This is a genomic window from Thalassospira sp. MCCC 1A03138, assembly GCF_002115785.1.
GTDB lineage: Bacteria > Pseudomonadota > Alphaproteobacteria > Rhodospirillales > Thalassospiraceae > Thalassospira.
In genome coordinates this window covers 110,327-132,643 of the sequence record NZ_JFJY01000005.1, presented here as the reverse complement: position 1 = coordinate 132,643, position 22,317 = coordinate 110,327, and the positions used below count along the sequence as shown (strand labels likewise).

Genomic DNA, 22,317 nt, shown 5'->3' with positions numbered 1-22,317 from the left:
ATATCTTTTATGATGGTGTGTGGATCAGTGATCTGATGGCATCAAGGCCAAGAATGTAACCCTGCGCGCCAAAACCACAGATCATGCCTTTTGCAGCTTTTGAGACGTAAGAATGATGTCTGAATGCGTCCCGCTGATGAATATTTGAAAGATGCACCTCGACGACCGGCAAATCGGATGCCAGCAAGGCGTCAAGGATCGCAACCGATGTGTGCGTATATGCCCCAGCATTGATAATAATACCAGCAGCTTCTTGCCGGGCTTCCTGAATCCAGTCAACCAGCTCGCCTTCGTGATTGCTTTGGCGAAAGACGACGGGCAGGCCAATTCGCGACCCATGTGCATCACACATGTCGTCGATATCCTGCAAGGTGGTCGCACCGTAAATTTCCGGCTGACGCTGTCCCAGCAGGTTCAAATTCGGCCCATTCAGAATGTAGACGGGTTTTGTCATCCGTTCCCACATGCCCAACATATAGTGATGCGTTTATAACACGACCAAAGTCTGACGCAACGTTGCATTCGGACGAGGCTATGACTGTAACCGCAAGATGATGCTGGCATCATCGCCATCGGGACAGCTTTGTGTGCCCCGCATGGCAGAATCCGCCGATCACAGCTTGCCTCTCGCCCGGCAGCTGCGCATACTGCGCGCCAATAGGTGAATATTTTGATACCACAAGGACAAGACGAACAGATGCGCCTGACCATCAACGGTGAAGACCGCACCATCGAAACCGCAGCAACCGTTGCCGATCTTCTCGGCGAACTCGGGATCACGGCGACAAAGGTCGCGGTGGAACGCAATCTCGAAATCGTGCCAAAAACGGCCTATGGCGATACCGCCCTTGCCGATGGCGATAAACTTGAAATCGTTCATTTCATTGGTGGCGGTTCGTCGGATTCCGATCTTGCGTCGGCCGATGACGCGGGCTTTGTTGTTGCCGGTCACAAATTCAAATCGCGTCTGATCGTCGGTACCGGCAAATACAAGGATTTCGAAGAAACCCGCATCGCGATTGATGCCTCGGGTGCCGAAATGGTTACGGTTGCGGTGCGTCGTGTTAACCTGACCGACCCGTCGCAGCCAATGCTGGTCGATTATGTCGATCCGAAAAAATACGTTTATCTGCCCAATACGGCAGGTTGCTTTACGGCCGATGACTCGGTTCGCACCCTGCGTCTGGCCCGCGAAGCCGGCGGCTGGAACTTGGTGAAGCTTGAAGTCTTGGGCGATCAGAAAACGCTGTATCCCAACATGCCCGAGACCCTCAAGGCGGCCGAAGCCCTGATCAAGGACGGTTTCGACGTGATGGTTTATTGCAGCGACGATCCCATTCAGGCCAAGATGCTTGAAGATATGGGCTGTGTCGCGATCATGCCGCTGGGCTCCCTGATCGGATCGGGCATGGGGATTCTGAACCCGGTCAATATCGCACTCATCAAGGAAAACGCCAATGTGCCCGTGATCGTCGATGCCGGTGTTGGCACCGCATCCGATGCGGCATTTGCCATGGAACTGGGCTGTGACGGTGTTCTGATGAATACCGCGATTGCCGGTGCCAGGGACCCGATCCGCATGGCGCGCGCCATGAAACACGCAATCATCGCTGGTCGGGAATCTTTCCTTGCCGGTCGTATGGCCAAGAAAAAATATGCCGATCCGTCCTCGCCGCTGGCCGGTTTGATCTGATCGCGCAAACGCCCGATAAAAAGCCCCCGTTTCGATACCGAAACGGGGGCTTTTGTTTTATTAAGGCTGCGCAACGGATTGACTGCATCCGTAGTAGCGGCTTGGCGTAAAATCAGGACGCTTCTTCAAGCCCGGCTTTGACCAGTGCATTCACGCGTTCCATATCCGCACCCGACACCATATGACCGTTGATCAGGAAGGCCGGGGTGCCATTAACCCCGATGCTGCGCGCCATGGCGGAATATTGCTGCAACATGCCGTTGATTTCCGGCGATTGCATGTCCTTGCGCATCTGATCAACATCAACACCGGCATCTTCGGCCAGCTTATTGATCTGTGCTTCGTCAAGCACACCGCGGTTTTCCATGAAGGCCGCGTGGATTTCCATGTATTTTCCCTGTTTGGCCGCGGCCAGCGCCGCGCGCGCGGCATCGGCGCTTTCTTCGCGCAGGATCGGGAATTCAACAAACATGGTGCGGATTTTACCGTCGGAATTTTCCGCAAGTTCCTTCACGCCGTCAAAGGCGCGTTTGCAATAACCGCAGTGATAATCAAAAAATTCGATCACGGTCACCGGTGCGTCAAGCGGGCCAACCGATGGCACCGAGCTGTCGGCAACCAGCGCGTCCCAGACCGGCTGAATGGCTTCGGCCTGCTGACGGGCCTGTTCGGTTGTCTGCCAGACCTGAACATTCTGGATGGCGCGCAACAGAACATCCGGGTTTTCCATCAGATACCGTTCTATCACGCTTTCGATCTCGGCCTTTTGTGCGTCGCTAAGGTCTGCTGCCTGAGCGGGGATGCCCGTGGCGAACCCAAGCGAAAGCATGATGGCGGCACCGCCAAGAAGGCGTTTGATCATGTGCGAATTCATCGAAAATCCCTTGTTGTCTTTGTCCCGGATGTTTCTGACACCGCGCAGGACCTGATTTCTCTAAATCATTGATACGAGACACGCACCCTAACGGGAAAGTAAAATATGCGAGAGATATGTGACACCGGCCACATCGGGATGCTGATCGTGCGAGGATGCAAACCCGATCCATACCAGACGAACATCGACAGTATCTGTGTCGGGCCAGTATCGCCGGTGCAGGGTCGAAAGATCGAAATAGTCGCGCTGCCATCCGGCAATGTCCGAAATATCGCCGCCGATTGGCAGGCGGATTACATGATCCACCGGCGGCTTGCCAACACCCAGATCGCTTTCACTCCAATCTCCCTGTGACTGCGACCGGAAACCAAGCACAAGCTCGGCATCGCCGGGGCGGGCGGACGCGTTCATCAGCCAGTCAAACGAAAGATAAGGGGACGCAAGAACCGAAATATTGGTTCGGCGGCCAAGCTCAAATGCGGAAATTGCCGGGCGCATGGCAAGGGTGATACGCCCGTCGATGTCGTCCCAGTAAAGACTGTTGGCTTTTGACTGTTCCCCGGTATCCAGCTTTGCCGGGCGGTCGGCGTAATGCCAGTAGCGCGGCGGATTGCCAAGTGAGAAGGGGGCATAAAGAAGCTTCAGATCTCCCTCGACGCTGACCCCGGCATCGGGCAGGCTGCACCCGGCAAGGACGTAAACCGCGATAAAAGCAACGCCGAGACGGCGCGACATTCTCGAAATGACGCCCGCCCCCGGCGACAGAACCGATATCAATTGGGCTTGTCCTTGCCTTCCGGATCGGTCGCCCGAATGATGTCCTGGGCGCGCTGCCAGGTCGCGGTGCCCTTTTCAAGTTTCCGGTCGGCCTGCACCGCATGATATTTCGCGGCTTCGCGATCCCCGGTCAAAAGGCTGTATTCCGCCTGTGACAGTGATGCTTCGCCTTCATTGCCAAGACGGTTTTCAATGATTGCCCGGAATCGCCATGCCGATGCATTGCCACGTTCCACCGAAAGAACTCCCAGAAGGTTTTCCTTGGCTTCGCCCAGAACCGCGTCATCGCCGCTTTCAATCAGGGCATGCGCCAGCAGAAGGCGGATCAAAGGGGCGCCATTGGACAATTCGACCGATTTGCGCAGCGGATCGGTGGCTTCCTTGGCCTTGCCGAATTCCAGCAGGACCTGACCCTTAAGCTCCTCGAAATACGGGTTTTCGGGTTCTTCGGCGATCAGCCCGTCAATCAGTTTCATCGCCGGTTCGATCTGCGAGTCCCGGTAATAGGCGATGGCGCGCGCATAGCGCCCCGAAACGCTGGTATCGGACTCGGGATAGGTGCGCAAAGTATGCTGGATATGGTTGGTAAAGGCATACAGCTTGGCGCGCATGCGATCATGGCGTTCATAAAGCACCGGGTCGACCTTGGCGTCTTTCAGGGGCGAGGTCGCAACGTAATTTTCAAGGAAATCAACACGTTCGGTCGTCAGCGGGTGACTGCGCAAATACGGGTCCTGACGCGCGGTGCTCAGCAATTCCTGACCTTCAAGCGTTTCCATGAATTCCATCAGGCCGCGCGATGATATGCCTGCTTCGCTCAGGAATTTGACGCCGGCCTGATCGGCACTGCTTTCCTGTGTTCGCGAATAGGCCAGAAAATTACGTTCGGCAACGTTCTGACCGCCAAGCACGGCTGCCGTACCCACATCGGCACGCCCGGCGGCAACACCGGCAGCAACCCCGACGATGGTTGACAGAATCGATACCGCAGACGCATTTCGAAGCTGATCATGAACACGTGAAAGATGCCCGCCCGCAATGTGGCCGGTCTCGTGGGCCATCACGCCCATAACCTGTTCGGGAGTCTGGGCTTTCAACAAGAGGCCAGTATTGATAAAAAGCTTTTGGCCACCTGCAACGAATGCGTTCAGGCTGGGATCTGAGACGATATAGACAGTAACGCCGCGCGGATCGAGCCCGGCAGCCTTGAATATCGGGGTCGCATAGAGATGAAGGGTTTCCTCAATCTCGGTATCCCGGATAAAAGAACGACCCTGCGCAAAAACTGTGCTGGGCAGGGCAACAAGGAAAATGGCAGTGAGAGTAATAATGCGTCTGAGCAAAATGTGCGTTCCGTGTTCTCGTTCATCTTATGTCGACCCGACCCGTGCGGACAGGTTCCCGACGCGCAAGCCATCATGGCGGATCATGGCGGCAATCGCAATGACTGCCGGTCTTGCTGCCTGCAGTAGTGATAATACTGAAAATCTTGGCCAAATAGGGGCCGTCAGTGGTTTCCTTGGTGGCGTGGTCGCCGATGAACCCCGTGCGGTCCGTATCGCGCGCGATGTTCTTTCGGCTGGCGGCACGGCGGCCGACGCGGCTGTTGCGCTTTATGCCACCATGACGGTGACCAAATCATCGGTTGCCGGTATTGGTGGCGGCGGGGTTTGCGTTGTTCATGATCGGGAATCGAAAAAGGTCGAAGTCCTTGATTTCTGGCCACGTCCGGGGACTCGCACCGCAGATGGCCAAGTCGCAACGACCGTGCCTGGTGTCCCGCGCGGCCTTTACGCACTTAGTGCGCGTTATGGTCGTCTGCAATGGCCGCAGCTTCTTTCGGCAGCCGAACAGTATGCCCGTCTTGGCGTGCCGGTATCGCGTTCGATGGTTGATGATATCGAAGCCAATCGCGACCGGATCGAATCTAGCCCGATCCTGCGCGATGTTTTCATGCCAGATGGTAAAACCTTGCAGGTCGGTGACCGGATTCGTTCCGTCAATCTTGGCGCACTTCTGACCTCTCTTCGGGTCAAGGGACCGGGCGAGTTTTATAACGGTGCCCTTGGCGCCCAGATCGCAACCGCGGTTCAGAATGCAGGTGGCACGCTAACGGCCGAAGACATGCGTTCCTACAAACCGCAATGGAAAGCCGCGACCGAGGTCAAGGTTGGCAACGAAACGCTTTACCTTGTCTATCCGCCGCGTTCCGATAACGGGCGTTCTGTTATTGATGCGGAAACGGAACTTGGCGCGATCCTGAACCGCTATCTGGCTGATATCGAAGCTGCTGACAGCAACATTCAAGCCAATACCGGGCGCAGCGGCTTTGTCGTGCTCGACCGTCAGGCCAATGCGGTTGCCTGCATGACCACGATGAACAAACCGTTTGGTGCGGGGCTTGGTGCCGATGCGTTCGGCCTTAACCTTGCCGCCGGGGATGCAGGTTATGTCCAGACCCCGTTGATGGGCCCGGCACTTATGGTCAACCCGTTTGTCTGGGAATATTACTATGGGATCGCTGGCACCGGGACTCCGGCCGGTGCCACCAAACAGATTGCCACCATGGCCGAAGACCTGATCGAAAAGGGGACGGCTGCCAATGTCCCGATGAATTCGGCGGGCAAACCGGCGGTCAATATCGTGCGTTGCCTTGAAGGGGTGCCGCCGCATCCGGAAAGCTGCCAGTTCATTGCCGATCCTGCGGGCGGTGGTATGGCGGGTACCCAGTAAGCCACCCTTTACAGACATTTCATCGGGGCAGGATTTCCAGCCCCGATTTTCACGATACAAAGCAGGACCCCACAAATGGCTTTGAAACAATCGCGCCGCGGTGCCATTTCGCCGTTTATTGTCATGGATGTGATGCGTGCCGCCAATGCGCGCGAACTTGACGGCAAGGCCGTCTTTCATCTTGAAGTCGGGCAGCCGGGCACCCCGGCCCCACGCAAGGTCCGCGAGGCCGCGGCCCGCGCCCTTGATAACGATCTGATCGGTTATACCAATGCCATGGGGATTGATCCCCTGCGCGAAGCCATAGCCGGGCATTATCAGCGTAAATTCAACGCATCGGTTGATCCGTCACGCATCTGTGTCGCCAGTGGTTCTTCCTCGATCTTCGTGCTGGCGTTTTTGGCGGCCTTTGATGCCGGGGATCGGGTGGCGATGGCGGCACCTGGCTATCCGGCCTATCACAACATCCTGACCGCGCTTGGAATTGAAACCGTCAATCTTCCTACGGGACCCGAAAGCCATTATCAGCCAACCGTGGCCATGCTGCGTGACCTCGAAGCCCCGATTGACGGTCTGATTGTTGCAAGCCCGTCTAACCCGGCGGGCAGCATGATTGACGTTGAAACCTACCGTGAACTGGCGACCTATTGCCGGGAAAATGGTATTCGCCTGATCAGTGACGAGATTTATCAGGGCATTTCGTTTGGCGATGTCCGGGAATGCACCGCACTTGAATTCGGCGATGATGCGATCATCATCAACAGCTTCTCGAAATATTTCTCGATGACCGGCTGGCGTCTGGGTTGGGCGGTGGTGCCCCCCGATCTGATGCGTGCGGTCGAATGCCTGCAACAGAACCTGTTCATTTCGGCCCCGGCATTATCACAGATCGCCGCCGTTGCGGCGTTTGATTGTGAGGACGAATTGCAGGCCAATGTCGCAGCCTATGCCCGCAATCGCGAAATTCTGCGAAATGAACTGCCCGCTGCGGGCTTCACCAACTTCGCCCCGGCAGATGGTGCGTTTTATCTCTATGCAGATGTCCGCAACCTGACGGATGATAGCGAGGCATTCTGCCGTCGCATGCTCGACGAAACCGGTGTTGCCACCACGCCGGGTACCGATTTTGATCGCCTGCGCGGCAAACATTATGTCCGCTTCTCGTTCGCTCATAGCGAAGCAACAATGCTGGGCGCGGTCAAGGCATTGAAGAACTGGAAGCGATAAGCCCCTCATCTTAAAACAGGGTGCAACGAAAAAGGGCTGCCGAATGTTCGGCAGCCCTTTTGGGTTTTATCGGGTCCTGATCTTAACGACCAAGGCTCCACCAGCCGCGTTTCTTCGACTTGGGTTTTTCGTCTTTTGCCGGTTCGTCAGCCGCGGGTTCACTCGCCACCGGTTCCGATGTGTTTTCGGCTTTTGGTGCCGGTTTTTTCGGCTCTGCCTTCGGTTCGGATTTCTCCGCTGCTGGTGCTCCCGTGGGGGCAGGGGCCGAGCTTGCCGGTTTTTCCACCGCGGTTTCCGCCGGGGTTGCTACCGATTTTTCGGCTGGGCTTTGAGCGGGTGCCGAAGCCGTTTCCTTGGCGATTTCTTGCGCTGTTTCGGGGGCCGGGCCGCTCTGGATCGGGATGTTTTTCACATCACCCCGGTCATTGCGATCCCGCCTGTTGCGACGATTGTCATTGCGATCACGACGTTCGCGGCGCGGCCGTGCCGGTGCCGGTGCGGTTGTGCTGCGCTGGCGACCGGCGCGGATACCTTCCTGATCAAAGCTGTCTGCATCCTGATCTTCGCTGTCGGCATCAACAACCTGATCATCAGCATGGCCTTCCGGTGCGCTGTGATCACGATCCCGGCGAAGGGCAGTTGCCTGTGCATCATCGGCAGGCGATTTGACACGCGGTGCGTTTTCAAATTCCTGACGGCGTGAACGACGGCGTCCACCACGTTTGCCGCGACGGCGGCGTTTGCGCTGTGCTTCGTCGTCGTCATCATCTTCGTTATCGTCCTGATCACCGCGATCCGACGAACCGGCTGCATCATCTGATGCATCATCGGCTTGGTTCTGATCATCACGGTCATCACGTTCATCATTTCGGCCACGACGGCGGCGACGGCGACGGCGACGTTTATTACCCTGATCATCGTCGTCGCGCTGATCACGGGTATCACGGGCTTCGGCGACGTCTTCTTCTTCGTCGTCTTCGTCCGGTTCAACCGGGCTTTCAATCGCGGTCAAAGATACGCTGTCGGTGTTCAGAACCGGCAGGGCTTCTTCTTCGTCACCTTTTTTCGCACGTGACCGTTCAATCCGGTGATCTGGCGAAATCAGGCTGTCATCGCCAAAGATCATGACGGTGAAGCCATAACGCTGTTCGATTTCGGCCAGTGTATCGCGTTTGCGGTTCAGGATATAGAGTGCGACTTCGCTTGCAACATGCACGGTAAGTGCACCGGAACGACGACGCATGCCTTCTTCTTCAAGAACGCGCAGAAGGTGAAGGGCGGCACTTTCGATCGAACGGACAAGGCCGACACCGCGGCAATGTGCGCAAACCTCGAACGCGCTTTCAACAAGCGACGGACGCAGGCGCTGGCGCGACATTTCAAGCAAGCCGAATGGGCTGATACGACCGATCTGCAGGCGGGCACGGTCATTGCGCATGGCTTCTTTAAGCTTGCGTTCAACCGATGCCTGATTGCGGTGGTCTTCCATGTCAATGAAGTCGACAACGATCAGACCGGCAAGGTCACGCAGACGCAGCTGGCGTGCGAGTTCTTCGGCGGCTTCAAGGTTGGTTTTGTATGCGGTTTCTTCGATGTTGCGTTCACGGGTCGAACGGCCCGAGTTAACGTCAATCGCGACCAGTGCCTCGGTTGGGTTGATAACGATATACCCCCCCGATTTAAGCTGAACGACCGGATTGAGCATCGCGTCAAGCTGGCTTTCCACCTGAAAGCGGTGGAACAGCGGAACACCCTGATCCTTGTAAGGCTGCACACGCTTCGCATGTGACGGCATCAGCATCTTCATGAAGTCTTTGGCGATCCGGTAACCTTCGTCACCTTCGACCAGAACTTCATCAACATCGCGTGCATAAAGGTCACGGATGGAACGTTTGATCAGATCGGCTTCTTCATAAATCAGGCACGGTGCCTGGCTCTGAAGGGTGGTTTCGCGAATACGATCCCACAAACGCATCAGATAATCGAAGTCGCGTTTAATCTCGGCCTTGGTGCGTTCCGAACCGGCGGTACGCACGATAACGGCCATGCCATCCGGAATTTCCAGTTCGGCCAGAATGGATTTCAGGCGCTTGCGATCCTGTGCATTGGTGATCTTGCGCGAAATGCCGCCACCGCGCGGGGTATTTGGCATCAGAACGCAATAACGACCCGCCAGCGACAGGAAGGTCGAAAGCGCAGCACCCTTGTTACCGCGTTCTTCCTTGACCACCTGCACAAGCAGGATCTGGCGGCGCTTGATCACTTCCTGAATCTTGTAGCGCTTCTGCATCTGCGGACGATGACTGTCGGAGAATTCATCCCCGTCATCGCCGCCCAGATCATCAATGTCTTCTTCCTCGGCGGCACCGGCCGGCTCGGTTTCGATATCGACGGTCAGTTCGGCAATTTCTGCTGACATGGCAGCATTTCCGCCGCCCGAACCATCGGTATCATCACCATCGTTCGACGATGCGTCGGCGGTGTCATCACCAGATGCCTCGACCTCATCGGATTTCTTGCGACGGTTGCGGGGGCGACGACGGCGCGGTTTTGCGTCTTCATCGTTCGCATCATCACTTGCAGCAGCGTCATTTTCCTGCGGGGCGTCGGCCGCAACAGTTTCCGCGTTATCGGCGTTTTCGTCGGTTGCCGGTGCTTCTGCATCGGTTGCAACTGCGGTTTCGTCCGATGCTTTCGCACGCGGTTTGCGGCGATTGCGGGTGCGGGCCGGTTTCTTTTCTTTTTTCGGGGTATCGTTACCCTCGGATGCGTCGCCGATATTGTCTTCGACGATGTCGGCATCCTTGACGTCACTATGACTACGCGAAAGGGCTTCGCGATCTGCGACCGGGATCTGGTAGTAGTCTGAATGAATTTCGCTAAAGGCGAGGAAACCATGGCGGTTTCCGCCGTAATCGACGAAGGCCGCCTGCAGGGACGGTTCTACACGCGTCACTTTCGCGAGATAGATATTTCCTTTTATCTGCTTCTTGGTCGAAGTTTCGACGTCGTATTCTTCTAGGCGATTTCCATTAATAACAACGACACGGCTTTCTTCCGTGTGCGTTGCATCGATGAGCATGCGTTTGACCATTCGGAACCTGTTCCTAAAGGTCCCGCCAGTTTCCTGCGTAAAGCGATGTTGCGCTGGTATGCAAATAAACCGGCGTATCCGGAGGCGCCGTCCATAAAGGTCGCGATATGTCCTGTATATATCTGGTTCATCGCGTTTCGGCTGCTCTTCCGGTTCGGACCTGGTTTTGGTGTTGAAACAAAAATTGGTTGCGTAATCTCGAGCGCGCCAAGACAGCCTTGAATGGGAGGGCTCTATCGGGAGCGGGAATTGCCGCGTCACCGAGACACCGACCCGAGAACTGGCCTCGTCGCGTCCTCAGCCTGGCGGATTAACAAGGTTCACACCGCAAGGCATAGGAATCTCGGGTGCAACATATCCCTTTTGAAGTCCCGCGACAAACAGTTTTGTTACGTTGTCCGATGACTTTGTTGTGGTTGAATTTAAAATCGCGAAGTTTTTCGCCCGATTGCGCCAATCACGGATGCCTTATGCCAAATCCATGATACTGCAATGTTTTTACCGTTTACATTAATGTAATGGACATCGAAACGAAGAATGTTGTGCGCGTCGCGTGTTTCTCGGGCAGTCAATTGCCCGTTAACCAACGCATTGTTATAAACGCAGACAACCAGTCTAAAACTACTCCGCATTCTCAGGATAAACGCAGCAGGGCGATGGTATCAGTTCAAACGGGTTCGCAGGTGAATGCGACGGCAGAAACGCTGTTCTTGGTCGGGCAAAAACCGGCCCGAATTGTTGCTGCACTCTGTTTGTCGCTTTTTCTGGCGATGATGATCTGTGTCGGCGGTTCTGCCACGGCAAATGCGCAGGAAACAAAGGTTCTTGGCGCGCGCCTTGGCGTTTATCCCGACTATACCCGCTTTGTCATTGATCTCGATCGTAGTGTCGAGTTCAGCTATTTTCTGCTGCCCGATCCATATCGTGTCATCATCGACATGCCCGAAATCGAATGGACCGCCCCCCCGGGCAAGGTAACATCGGGCGGGGGCCTGATTTCGGGATTGCGTTACGGGCTGTTTAAGCCGGGCACCTTCCGTGTGGTTCTTGACGTTGCCGAACCGGCACTTGTTTCAAAAATCTTCACGCTGCCCGCGTCCGAAGGCAAACCGCATCGTCTGGTGGTCGATTTGTCGCCCGCCAAGCGTGACGCCTTTATGACCGCATCACGCGAAAGCATGGTCGCCTATTCCGCACGCAGCCGCAACGACACCAGTGCTACTGAACAAAGTGCCGATGTGGCGGTGGAATCCGGTCGGGGTGGTTCGGAAAAGCCGCTGATTGCGATTGATGCCGGTCACGGCGGGGTTGATCCCGGCGCAATCGGGGTTGGCGGGGTCTATGAAAAGGATCTGACACTTGCCGCCGCCCGCGAAGTTGAAAAGGTTCTGACCGATTCCGGCCGGTATCGTGTGCTTCTGACACGCGACAAGGACGTGTTCCTGAAATTGCGCCAGCGAACTGAAATCGCGCGTAAAAACGGTGCCGACTTGTTTATTTCCCTGCATGCGGACTCGATTGGCAATTCCAAACATCGCGGTGCATCGGTCTATACCCTGTCTGAAAACGCATCGGACAAAGAAGCCGCCGCCCTGGCGTCAAAGGAAAACAAGGCCGACGTGATTGCCGGTATTGACCTGTCGGAAGAAAACTCGTTGGTGCAAAGCATCCTGATCGATCTGGCACAGCGCGAAACCATGAACCTGTCGGCAACCCTTGCTGCCAATATGGTCACCGAACTTGGAAAAAGCATTGAGTTGCAACGCCGTACGCATCGCTTCGCGGGCTTTGCCGTGCTCAAGGCCCCTGATATCCCCTCAGCCCTGTTTGAAATGGGATATTTGTCCAACCCGACGGATGCCAAGCTTTTGCAAAGCCCGGCACATCGGCGCAAGGTCGCCGAAGCCGTGCTGCGTGCCATCGATATCTATTTCGAAAAACATAAGTTCTAAGCCTCGTTCTAAGGACTTGGTTCCCTGATTTCGAAAATCACATCGGCAATTTGCATAACTTTTCCGTGCAGTGGAATTTCCGACTCTCGCTTTGACGGGGCGGTAGGGCTATAATCCGTGCCCGGTCGGGACAGAAAATACGGTGGCCGTGCGCAGTGTCACAACGCCGTCACTTTTTTGCCGCTATGATAAGGCTGATTGCAATTCTCCGAAATGTGCGCTTTGGTGCGCGCCAAACCGGATCAGGCCAAAACAGCAAAATGATAAAGACCTGTTTATGCGTATTTTACTAAGTATTTTCGGTGTGCTTTTCCTGATGGCAATTGCTGGCGGGATCGGCGTTCTGGCGATCTTCTGGCATTTCGGTCAGGACTTGCCCGATTACACCCAGCTTGAAAACTACGAACCCGAAGTCATGACACGCGTCCATGCCAGTGACGGGGCATTGATCGCCGAATATGCGCGTGAAAAACGCGTTTTCGTGCCGATCACCTCGATCCCGCATGTTGTTGTCGATGCGTTTGTCGCGGCCGAGGATAAAAACTTTTTCAGCCATCCGGGCATCGATTTCGCATCCGTGCTGCGCGCAGCCGTGACCAACGTTGTCAATATGGGCACGGGTAAGCGTCCGGTCGGTGCATCGACCATCACCCAGCAGGTTGCCAAAAACTTCCTTCTGACCAGCGAAGTTTCCTATGAACGCAAGGTCAAGGAAGCGATCCTTTCATTCCGTATCGAACGCGCCTTTTCCAAGGAACATATCCTTGAACTGTATCTGAACGAGATTTACCTCGGTAATGGCAGCTATGGCGTTGCGGCGGCGGCGTTGCGGTATTTCGATAAGTCCCTTGATGAAATCAATATCGAGGAAGCGGCCTATCTTGCCGCCCTGCCAAAGGCACCGTCGAATTATCATCCGGTCCGCAATCATGACGAAGCCAAGGCGCGCCGTAACTGGGTGATTGGCCGGATGCTCGAAGAAAAATTCATCACCGAGACCGAAGCACAGAACGCGTGGGCAAGCCCGCTGATTGCCAAGGAACGCCAGTCGGTTGATACCTATCGTGCTGATTTCTTCGCCGAGGAAGTCCGTCGCCAGCTGGTCGACCGTTACGGCGAAAACATGCTTTATGATGGCGGGCTGTCGGTCCGCTCGACGGTTGATCCGCGCCTGCAGACCATTGCCGATCAGGCGCTGGTCGAAGGGCTTGTGGAATATGACCGCCGTCATGGCTGGCGCGGTCCGATCACCAATATCGATCTGGCCGATGACTGGCAGCAGAAACTGCGCGAAGTCGAAACCCCCAATGATTTGCCATGGGACAAGGCCGTTGTTCTGCGTGTCAGTGCCGAAGAAGCAACCCTGGGTCTTCTGTCGGGCAAGCAGGGCCGCATTCCGCTTCGCTTCCTGACATGGGCGCGCCCGTGGAAAGAAGGCCAGAAGCTTGGTGCTGCGGTCAACAGCCCGTCGGATGTTCTGTCGCCGGGTGATGTGATCTATGTAAGGCATTTTGCGGAACTTGACGGCGAAGAACTGCCGCCCAATACCTATGGCCTGCGCCAGATTCCTGCGGTCAATGGCGCACTTGTCGCGATGGACCCTCATACCGGGCGTGTTTTGGCAATGTCGGGCGGTTTTTCGCATGACATGTCGAAATTCAACCGCGCGACCCAGGCCCGTCGTCAGCCCGGTTCTGCCTTCAAGCCGTTTGTTTACCTGGCCGCCCTTGATCAGGGCTTTACCCCATCGACGCTGGTGCTTGATGCGCCATTCGTGATTGATCAGGGGCCGGGGCTTGGCAAATGGAAACCGGGCAACTATAGCGGCAAGTTCTATGGTCCTTCGACCATGCGTCTGGGGATCGAACTGTCGCGTAACCTGATGACGGTACGTCTGGCACAGACCATCGGCATGGACAAGGTTGCCGATTACGCGCAACGTTTCGGTGTTGTCGATGATATGCCACAGGTTCTTTCGATGGCGCTTGGTGCGGCGGAAACCACCGTCATGCGGATGACGGCTGCCTATGCGGAATTTGTCAATGGCGGCAAGAAAATCACCCCGACCCTGATTGACCGCATTCAGAACCGCCGCGGTGAAGTGATCTATCGTCGTGACGAACGTCAGTGTGGCGAATGCAAGGATGTCGATTTCCGTAATCAGATGCCCCCTGAACTGCCCGACACCCGCGAACAGCTGACCGACCCGGCAAGCGCGTTCCAGATGGTATCGATGCTTGAAGGTGTGGTTGAACGCGGAACCGGTCGTCGCATTCGCGAACTCGGTTATCCGCTGGCGGGTAAAACCGGCACCACGAACGATAGCCGCGATGCATGGTTTGTCGGCTTCTCGCCCGACTTGGCCGTCGGTGTTTATGTCGGCTTTGACGATAACCGCTCGCTTGGCGATCAGGAGCAGGGGGCCAGTGCCGCGGCCCCGATCTTCAAACAGTTCATGGGCGATGCATTAAAGGGCACAAAGGCCGTGCCATTCCGTACGCCGCCCGGCATTCGCATGGTCCGCGTCGAAGCCCGTTCCGGCCTTCCGGCACGCCCGGGGGATCAGAATGTGATCTGGGAAGCTTTCAAACCCGGCACCATTCCGTCATCGAATGACAACGTCATTGATGGCGGCGATGCCGGTTACAGCGGTGTCGGTGCCGAAAACAATACCGGCGGCGTTACCAGCCCGGGCGGTATTTACTGATCTTTGCCGCGTTTTTGCGGCGATGTTTAAAAGGCCGGATGCAATCGCATCCGGCCTTTTTTCATTTGAAAACAGGGTCGGGAGCAAACCGTAGTAATGCGCGACCCTTTGTCATCAAATGTTGATAAAACCATCAAGAGGCCGCAACGGTCCTGTCATTTGAATTTGCCATACTCTTCAAGGTGTTACTTCAAATTTTGAAGGGGTTCTTTCAATGTCTTTTCGTCTTTCCCGCCGAAAATTCCTGACCACGACCGCCACTGTAACGGCCACGGCCGGTGCGGCATCGGCGATGGGTGGATTTTTCATGCCGTCCATTTCGCGTGCGGCGGATCGTCCAATGATCACCCATGGGGTGCAAAGTGGTGACGTCACCGCCAATTCCGCCTGTATCTGGGGCCGTGCGGATCGTGCGTCACGGATGATTACCGAAATTGCCACAACGGAAAACTTTTCACGTTCGGTCAGAATTCCGCATGTCGATGTTCTGCCGGAACGTGATTTTGCCGGTAAGCTTGCCCTGAATGATCTGCCGGCCGGGCAGGACGTGTTTTATAAAATCCATTTCGAAAATCTTGATGATGGCCGGGCATCGTCCGAACCGGCGATCGGTCATTTCCGTACGGCACCGGCGGCAAAGCGCAATATCCGGTTTGGCTGGTCGGGCGATACGGCCGGGCAGGGCTGGGGCATTGACGAGGATCGCGGCGGCATGAAAACCTATGCCACGATCACCAGGCATAACCCGGACTTCTTCATCCATTCCGGCGATACCATCTATGCCGATGGCCCGTTTGCCGCAGAGGCAAAAATGCCCGATGGCGATATCTGGAAAAACATCACGACCGAGGATACCGGCAAGGTTGCCGAAACCATTGCCGAGTTTCGCGGCAATTATAAATACAACATGCTTGATAAAAACGTTCGCGAATTCAACCGCCTGATCCCGGTCTATTACCAGTGGGACGACCACGAAGTGACCAATAACTGGTATCCGGGTGAAATGCTGAGGGATGACCGTTACACCGAAAAATCGGTATCCCTTCTGGCCGCACGTGCCAACCGGGCGTTTCGCGAAATGCTGCCGATCACCGAACATGCGTCCGAACCGGGGCGGGTTTATCGCAAGGTATCCTACGGCCCGTCGCTTGATATCTTTTTCCTTGATATGCGCACCTATCGTGGTGCAAACGATGCCAATAACAGCCCGGAACCAAATGACAAGACCGTCTTCCTTGGCCGGGAACAGATCGAATGGCTTAAACGCAGCCTTCTGAATTCCAACGCCACCTGGAAGGTCATCGCATCCGATATGCCGATTGGCATGGTGGTTGGCGATGGCGACAATTTCGAAAACCTTGCCAATGGGGATGGTGCCCCGGCCGGACGCGAATTTGACATTGTAGAACTGCTGCGTTTCATCAAATCGGCCCGTATTCTCAATACCGTCTGGCTGACGGCCGATGTGCATTACACCGCGGCCCATTACTATGACCCGAACAAGGCCCAGTTCCAGGATTTCGAACCGTTCTGGGAATTTGTTTCCGGCCCGCTTCATGCCGGAACATTCGGGCCAAATGCCATGGACAATACCTTTGGCCCGCAGGTGATGTTTACCAAACATCCGACCAAGGAGCAGGGCATAAACCTGCCGCCATCCTTTGGCCTGCAATTCTTTGGCCTTGTCGATATCGATGCTGAAAACGAACAGTTCCGCGTGTCGCTTCGCGATGTTGCCGACGAAGAACTTTATACCGTGACGCTCGATCCGGTTTACAGCTAGGCCGCGCGATACCACCTTTAAACCCGGCGCATTTGATGTGCCGGGTTTTTCCATGCCTGTAGTATGTCCCCGCGGGGGTTTCAATCGGGGCAAAAACTGCTATAAGCGCCGCCGAAGTTGCTGCGATCCTTCGCGGCCTTACAGAATTTCATATGAATAACGGAGACATCAATGCGCGCCGAAGCACAGGCATTGGTCGATGAAATCAAGCAGTCGATGGCACTGCTGAGGAGGCATCTTTGACTGGGATAATGCTCTTAGACGCCTCGACGAACTGAACGCGCTGGCCGAAGATCCCACCCTGTGGGACAAGCCGGAAAACGCGCAGAAAGTCATGCAGGAACGTACCCGGCTTGATGATGCCATCAATGGCTACAAGGCGCTTGCCCAGGAACTCGAAGACAATATCGGTCTGATCGAACTTGGCGAAGCCGAAGGTGACGCGGAAACCGTTGCCGAGGCCGAGCGGGGCCTGCGCAATATTCGCGAAATCGCGGCCAAGCGTGAACTTGAAAGCCTGCTTTCGGGCGAAGCTGATGCCAATGACGCCTATCTCGAAATCCATGCCGGTGCCGGCGGGACCGAGGCACAGGATTGGGCCAGCATGCTGGCCCGCATGTATGTGCGCTGGGCTGAGTCCAAGGGCTACAAGCTTGAAATGCTCGAAGAAAGCGATGGCGAGGAAGCCGGCATCAAATCGGTGACCTATAAAGTCACCGGTCACAATGCCTATGGTTGGCTTAAAAACGAGGTCGGCGTGCATCGTCTGGTGCGTATTTCGCCCTATGACAGTGCCGCGCGCCGCCATACCAGCTTCTCGTCCTGCTGGGTCTATCCGGTGATTGATGACGACATCAATATCGAAGTGCTGGACAAAGACCTTCGTATTGATACCTACCGCGCATCAGGTGCCGGTGGTCAGCACGTCAACAGAACAGACTCGGCCGTGCGTATCACGCATATTCCGACCGGTATCGTCGCGCAGTGCCAGAACGACCGTTCACAGCACAAAAACCGCGATACCGCGATGAAGATGCTCAAAGCCCGCCTGTACGAAGCCGAACTTCAGAAACGCGAAGCCGAAGCCCAGGCGCTTGAGGATACCAAATCCGATATTGGCTGGGGCCATCAGATCCGTTCCTACGTGTTGCAGCCCTATCAGATGATCAAGGATCTGCGAACCGGTGTTGAAACATCCGACACCCAGGGCGTTCTGAACGGCGATCTTGATGACTTCATGGCCGCGGCCCTTGCTGCCAAGGTCACCGGTTCTGCCGGTGAGGTCGAGGACATCGATTGATCCGAACCGGATTACCAGACAAAACACCCCGCACAGGAAAACTGGCGGGGTGTTTTTATTCAAAAAGGCCGCCGATTGCCCGTAAAAATCCCGCTTCTGTCATAGTCTCGCCTGATATGTCTGGCAGTGTGTTGCCGATAAGCAAAATCCGTTGAAAAACGAAAGGGCCAAGTCTTTGAAAAATAGGGCCTCGGCGGGTTTTGCATCTTGAGCAAACGTCTATCAGTCAGGTGAAGTCCAAAAATGCCGCGTCAGTCCCATGGCCAGGTCGCTGTTGGCGACCAGTTCAAACTTGCCACCCCGAATGGTCCCGTTTTCGAGGTCATCAAAATCCGCGAAATGAGACCGGTTGATCATGCCCTGATCACCAAGGTTCGGGATCGAAAATCGCCGACGCTTATCGCGGTTACGACCTTGCTGGACCCGGATTTCTACCGCCCTGTTCCCGCCGATCAGCGTTACGAAGACATCAATGATGGCATCCTGCGTGGTTAGGAAACCATCCGGTTCCTGCCGCTATCAATATGCCGCACATGGTGTTTCTCCCGTCCGGTCACAAAACCTGCAATAAATTCTGTTGGCAGGGCGGTTCATTGACGATGAAATGGACGCCATCAAAACGCATCAAACATTTCATCGGGAACCGCCCTTATGCCACGCGACGACAGAAATGCCCTTCTTGCCACCCTGTTTGCCACACTTGAAAACGACATCCTGCCCAAAACCCGCAAGGGTGTCGCTGCCGGAAACAAGATTTTCGGGGCGGCCCTGTTGCGCAAATCCGATCATTCGCTGGTGCTGGCCGAAACCAATAACGAAACCGAAAACCCGCTTTGGCATGGCGAAGTCCATTGCCTGAAACGGCTTTACGAAATGCCTGCCGATGCGCGCCCTGCAACGTCGGATCTTATTTTCCTGTCAACGCACGAACCCTGTTCGATGTGCCTGTCGGCGATCACCTGGGCCGGGTTTGATAATTTCTATTATTTCTTCAGCCACGAAGACTCCCGCGACGCGTTTGAAATCCCCCATGACCTTAAAATTCTCAAGGAAGTCTTCACCCTTGATGCCGGGGAATACAACAAATCCAACGCATTCTGGCAAAGTCATTCCATGATGGGCATGATTGCAGACCTGCCGGAAACCGACCGCGCGCCATGGCTGGAAAAGGCAAAATCGATTGCCGCGCAATATGACGCGCTTTCTGATCAGTATCAGGACGGCAAGGGCGCAAACGATATTCCGCTCAACTGAGATTGCCGGTGCGTTCCGGCAGTTTTACGTTTGAGTCCGAATCTGGCGAGTTTTATGCGTGCGATCTGCTAAACTGCCGGGCATGGAACAGCTCAATGACGATATCTGCTATCACGCATTAAAGGCCCGGGATCGCCGGTTTGACGGCCGGTTTTATACCGCCGTTCTGACCACCGGGATTTTCTGCCGTCCGATATGCCCCGCCGTCACGCCAAAGCGCGTGAATGTGCAATTCTATCCCAGTGCCGAGGCGGCAATTGCCCACGGGTTCCGCCCGTGCCTGCGCTGTCGCCCCGAAGCCGCTCCCGGCTCCCCCGCCAGTGCCGGGGTTCACGCCACCGTTGCCCGTGCGGTAAGGCTGATCGAGGAAGGCGCCCTTGAAACCGGGTCGGTCGAACAGCTCGCCGACCGGCTTGGCGTCGGAGATCGTCATCTGCGCCGTATCTTCAAGGAACATACCGGCGTCACCCCGCAGGATCATGCCAAGGCACGCCGGTTGCTGCGCGCACGCCAGCTGATTGTCGACAGCAACCTGTCGATGACGGAAATCGCTGATATTGCCGGGTTCGGCAGTTTGCGCCGCTTTAACGATGCGATGAAAACGGCCTATGGCCATGCACCAACCGCGTTCCGGCGCGGCATAAAGGCCGAACCTGTGTCAGATAAAAACGAAAATGATCCCTTCGCCCCCAAAAGCGACGATCTGATCCTGCGCCTGCGCGCCCGCCAACCCTTTGATGCCGACTACCTTCTGACATTCTTCCGGGCACGCGCCATTCCGGGGCTGGAGGCGGTGGGCGACCGCACCTATGCCCGCGGTTTTCGCATCCATGATGCCGTCGGTCTTATGATATGCCGGTTCGCAGCCGATCAGGGCGGGGTGGAAGTCATCCTGCGCGGTCCGGCGCGTGACGCCGTGCTTGAAATTGGCGGTCGGGTGCGGCGGTTGTTTGATCTGGATGCCGATGTACCCTCAATCACGGCCCTGTTTGCCGATGATGAATTGCTGCATCCCTTGGTCGATAAACGCCCGGGCTTGCGTGTGCCAGGATGCTGGGACCGGTTCGAACTGGCGATCCGGGCGGTATTGGGCCAGCAGGTATCGGTTGCTGCTGCCCGTACCTTGGCAGGGCGGCTGGTGGCCCGCTTTGGCGAGGTTTTGCCTGAAAACCTGATCGCCGGAACCGGCATCACCCATCTGTTCCCGAAACCCGACGCCCTGCAACAACAGGATCTGATCTCAATCGGGCTTACGACCCGCCGGGCACACACACTTGCCGATATCATCGATCTGTTTGCCGATCCGCAATGTGACCGCAAATCGGGTGATGACATATTGGCCGAAATGGCCGGGACCAAGGGGATTGGCCCGTGGACGTTGAATTATTTCGGCCTACGCGGCCTTGGCGACCCGGATGCCTTCCCGGCAGCGGACCTTGGCATCCTGAAGGCATCGGAAATGGGTGGCGGCCCGGCAAAGCCCAAGCCATTGGAACAACATGCAGAACGCTGGCGTCCGTGGCGTGCCTATGCCGCGCAATATCTGTGGTCGGCACTTGAACAGGAAAATGCGCCAAAGCCCCAGCCGAAACCAAAGAAAGGGAAATGACCATGACAACGTGTATTGACGTTGCCCGTTACAACAGCCCGATTGGCAAACTCAGCCTTGCGATGGTGGATGGCAAACTGGTGCATCTGGATTTTGAAAATAACGATGACCGCCTGCACACCATCCAGACGCGACGTTTCAAAAATCTCGATTGGCACGAAGGTGGCGTTGCCCCGAAATCGGTTACCGATTGGCTGGACAGTTATTTTGCCGGTCGCCTCATGCCCTTGCCGATGGATGATGTTCGGATGATCGGCACCGATTTTCAGAAATCGGTGTGGGATGCCCTGATTGCCATACCCAGCGGTGAAAGCCGGTCCTATGCCGGGCAGGCCGATATCCTTGGCAACCCCAAAGCGGTGCGGGCGGTCGCACGTGCCAATGCGCTTAACCCGGTTTCGATCATTGTGCCCTGCCACCGGGTCATCGGATCGGACGGCACTCTGATCGGTTATGCCGGTGGGCTTGATCGCAAACGCTGGCTGCTTGATCACGAGGCGACAATGGCCCGAAAAGCCGCCTGATCCCCGATAATCCTGAATTTTCCTGAGTAACGACCGGCGGATCATGTGCCGGAACGCTATTTCTTTGCCTGAAAGGTCTTATCTGATGAAGCTTTATGATTATGCCGGATCACAAAACGCGTGGAAGATACGCCAGCTTTGCGCCCATCTTGGTCTTGAATACCAGACACAATGGGTTTCGATTTTTGCCGGTGAAAGCCATACCGATGGGTTCTATAAAATGAACCCGGCGGGGGCGGTGCCGGTGCTTGAACTTGATGATGGGCGCTTTATTGCTGAATCCAATGCCATCCTGCTTTATCTGGCGGATGGAACGGATTATTTGCCCTCGGACGCCTTTGAGCGCGCCAAGGTCTGCCAGTGGCTGTTTTTCGAAGCTGACTATGTCCAGGCAACTATCGCAAGCTTGCGATACTGGAATTTGACGGGAAAAAATGACGCCAATCATGCACAGCTACCAAACCGACGTGCTAGCGCCAAAAATGTGCTTGCGATGCTTGACCGTCACTTAAGTAATCAGGATTTTCTTGCAAATTCGCGCTATTCCGTCGCGGATATCGCCGTTTATGCCTACATGCATCTGGCGCATGAAGCCGATCTGGATATGGTGCCTTACGATGGGCTTGCCGCTTGGATTAGGCGGGTGGGCAACATCGTTGGCGATGCGGTGCCGGTGCGTTATTACAGCGAAGATCCGCTAAGCGGGCAGGATTTGAAATAAACGTGGTGAAATGCCAAAGGGCCGTCTTTGTAGGGCGGCCCTTTGGCTATTTCAGCGATAAATCGGGTT

17 protein-coding genes are annotated in these 22,317 nt (G+C 55.8%); 12 read left to right on the top strand and 5 right to left on the bottom strand.

Annotated features, from left to right (window positions below; translation table 11 throughout):
• Positions 1-7: 7 nt before the first annotated feature.
• Positions 8-454 carry a type II 3-dehydroquinate dehydratase gene (gene aroQ, locus TH468_RS12030; RefSeq protein ID WP_085644745.1) on the bottom strand — a complete coding sequence of 149 codons (447 nt, stop codon included), beginning with the start codon at positions 452-454 and terminating at the stop codon, positions 8-10.
• A 243-nt stretch (positions 455-697) separates the two neighbouring features.
• Here aroQ and thiS point away from each other — a divergent pair, with 243 nt between their 5' ends.
• On the top strand, positions 698-1,693 hold the full coding sequence (thiS, locus tag TH468_RS12025; protein WP_085644419.1) for a sulfur carrier protein ThiS: 996 nt from the start codon (positions 698-700) through the stop codon (positions 1,691-1,693).
• A gap of 112 nt (positions 1,694-1,805) precedes the next feature.
• Here the strand turns inward: thiS and TH468_RS12020 are convergent, their stop codons facing one another.
• The 3 genes from TH468_RS12020 to TH468_RS12010 form a co-directional block, all read right to left on the bottom strand.
• The gene (locus TH468_RS12020) at positions 1,806-2,567 is read right to left on the bottom strand and encodes a DsbA family protein (RefSeq protein WP_085644417.1); all 762 of its coding nucleotides are present in this window, start codon (positions 2,565-2,567) and stop codon (positions 1,806-1,808) included.
• Positions 2,568-2,654: 87 nt separating this feature from the next.
• A complete protein-coding gene (locus TH468_RS12015) occupies positions 2,655-3,302 on the bottom strand; it encodes a hypothetical protein (RefSeq protein ID WP_246832307.1) in 648 nt (215 codons plus the stop codon).
• A 38-nt stretch (positions 3,303-3,340) separates the two neighbouring features.
• The gene (locus TH468_RS12010; protein ID WP_085644413.1) at positions 3,341-4,687 is read right to left on the bottom strand and encodes a M48 family metalloprotease; all 1,347 of its coding nucleotides are present in this window, start codon (positions 4,685-4,687) and stop codon (positions 3,341-3,343) included.
• Between TH468_RS12010 and TH468_RS12005 the strand changes: the two genes are divergently transcribed.
• Together TH468_RS12005 and TH468_RS12000 are read left to right on the top strand one after the other, a co-directional pair.
• Positions 4,674-6,077, top strand: coding sequence for a gamma-glutamyltransferase (locus tag TH468_RS12005; protein ID WP_085644411.1), 1,404 nt, complete (start codon positions 4,674-4,676; stop codon positions 6,075-6,077). The genes TH468_RS12010 and TH468_RS12005 overlap by 14 nt on opposite strands.
• 75 nt (positions 6,078-6,152) lie before the next feature.
• Positions 6,153-7,304, top strand: coding sequence for a pyridoxal phosphate-dependent aminotransferase (locus tag TH468_RS12000; RefSeq protein WP_085644409.1), 1,152 nt, complete (start codon positions 6,153-6,155; stop codon positions 7,302-7,304).
• Between the two features lie 82 nt (positions 7,305-7,386).
• Here TH468_RS12000 and TH468_RS11995 read toward each other — a convergent pair whose 3' ends face one another.
• Positions 7,387-10,398, bottom strand: a complete 3,012-nt coding sequence (locus TH468_RS11995; RefSeq protein WP_085644407.1) for a ribonuclease E/G — start codon at positions 10,396-10,398, stop codon at positions 7,387-7,389.
• A gap of 656 nt (positions 10,399-11,054) precedes the next feature.
• On the opposite strand from TH468_RS11995, the gene TH468_RS11990 reads away from it, so the two are divergent.
• From TH468_RS11990 to TH468_RS11950, 9 genes are all read left to right on the top strand, one after another.
• Entirely contained in the window at positions 11,055-12,350 is a 1,296-nt protein-coding gene (locus tag TH468_RS11990; protein ID WP_085644405.1) for an N-acetylmuramoyl-L-alanine amidase, read from the top strand.
• A 277-nt stretch (positions 12,351-12,627) separates the two neighbouring features.
• On the top strand, positions 12,628-15,057 hold the full coding sequence (locus tag TH468_RS11985; RefSeq protein ID WP_085644403.1) for a penicillin-binding protein 1A: 2,430 nt from the start codon (positions 12,628-12,630) through the stop codon (positions 15,055-15,057).
• A gap of 214 nt (positions 15,058-15,271) precedes the next feature.
• Positions 15,272-16,840 carry an alkaline phosphatase gene (locus TH468_RS11980; protein ID WP_085644401.1) on the top strand — a complete coding sequence of 523 codons (1,569 nt, stop codon included), beginning with the start codon at positions 15,272-15,274 and terminating at the stop codon, positions 16,838-16,840.
• Between the two features lie 171 nt (positions 16,841-17,011).
• Positions 17,012-18,140 (top strand): peptide chain release factor 2 gene (prfB, locus tag TH468_RS11975; protein ID WP_139834704.1). Its coding sequence is split into 2 segments (ribosomal slippage): positions 17,012-17,080 and positions 17,082-18,140, totalling 1,128 coding nucleotides; the frame shifts between segments, so codons are not numbered across the junction.
• Between the two features lie 243 nt (positions 18,141-18,383).
• Entirely contained in the window at positions 18,384-18,635 is a 252-nt protein-coding gene (locus tag TH468_RS11970) for a hypothetical protein (protein WP_085644399.1), read from the top strand.
• 156 nt (positions 18,636-18,791) lie between these two features.
• Positions 18,792-19,394: a nucleoside deaminase gene (locus TH468_RS11965; protein ID WP_085644397.1), complete on the top strand. Its 603-nt coding sequence runs from the start codon at positions 18,792-18,794 to the stop codon at positions 19,392-19,394.
• 58 nt (positions 19,395-19,452) lie between these two features.
• Complete coding sequence (locus TH468_RS11960) at positions 19,453-21,003, top strand: AlkA N-terminal domain-containing protein (RefSeq protein ID WP_246832306.1); 1,551 nt, start codon at positions 19,453-19,455, stop codon at positions 21,001-21,003.
• A gap of 2 nt (positions 21,004-21,005) precedes the next feature.
• Positions 21,006-21,527: a methylated-DNA--[protein]-cysteine S-methyltransferase gene (locus tag TH468_RS11955; RefSeq protein WP_246832305.1), complete on the top strand. Its 522-nt coding sequence runs from the start codon at positions 21,006-21,008 to the stop codon at positions 21,525-21,527.
• 85 nt (positions 21,528-21,612) lie between these two features.
• Entirely contained in the window at positions 21,613-22,248 is a 636-nt protein-coding gene (locus tag TH468_RS11950; protein WP_210402246.1) for a glutathione S-transferase family protein, read from the top strand.
• The last annotated feature ends 69 nt before the right edge of the window (positions 22,249-22,317 follow it).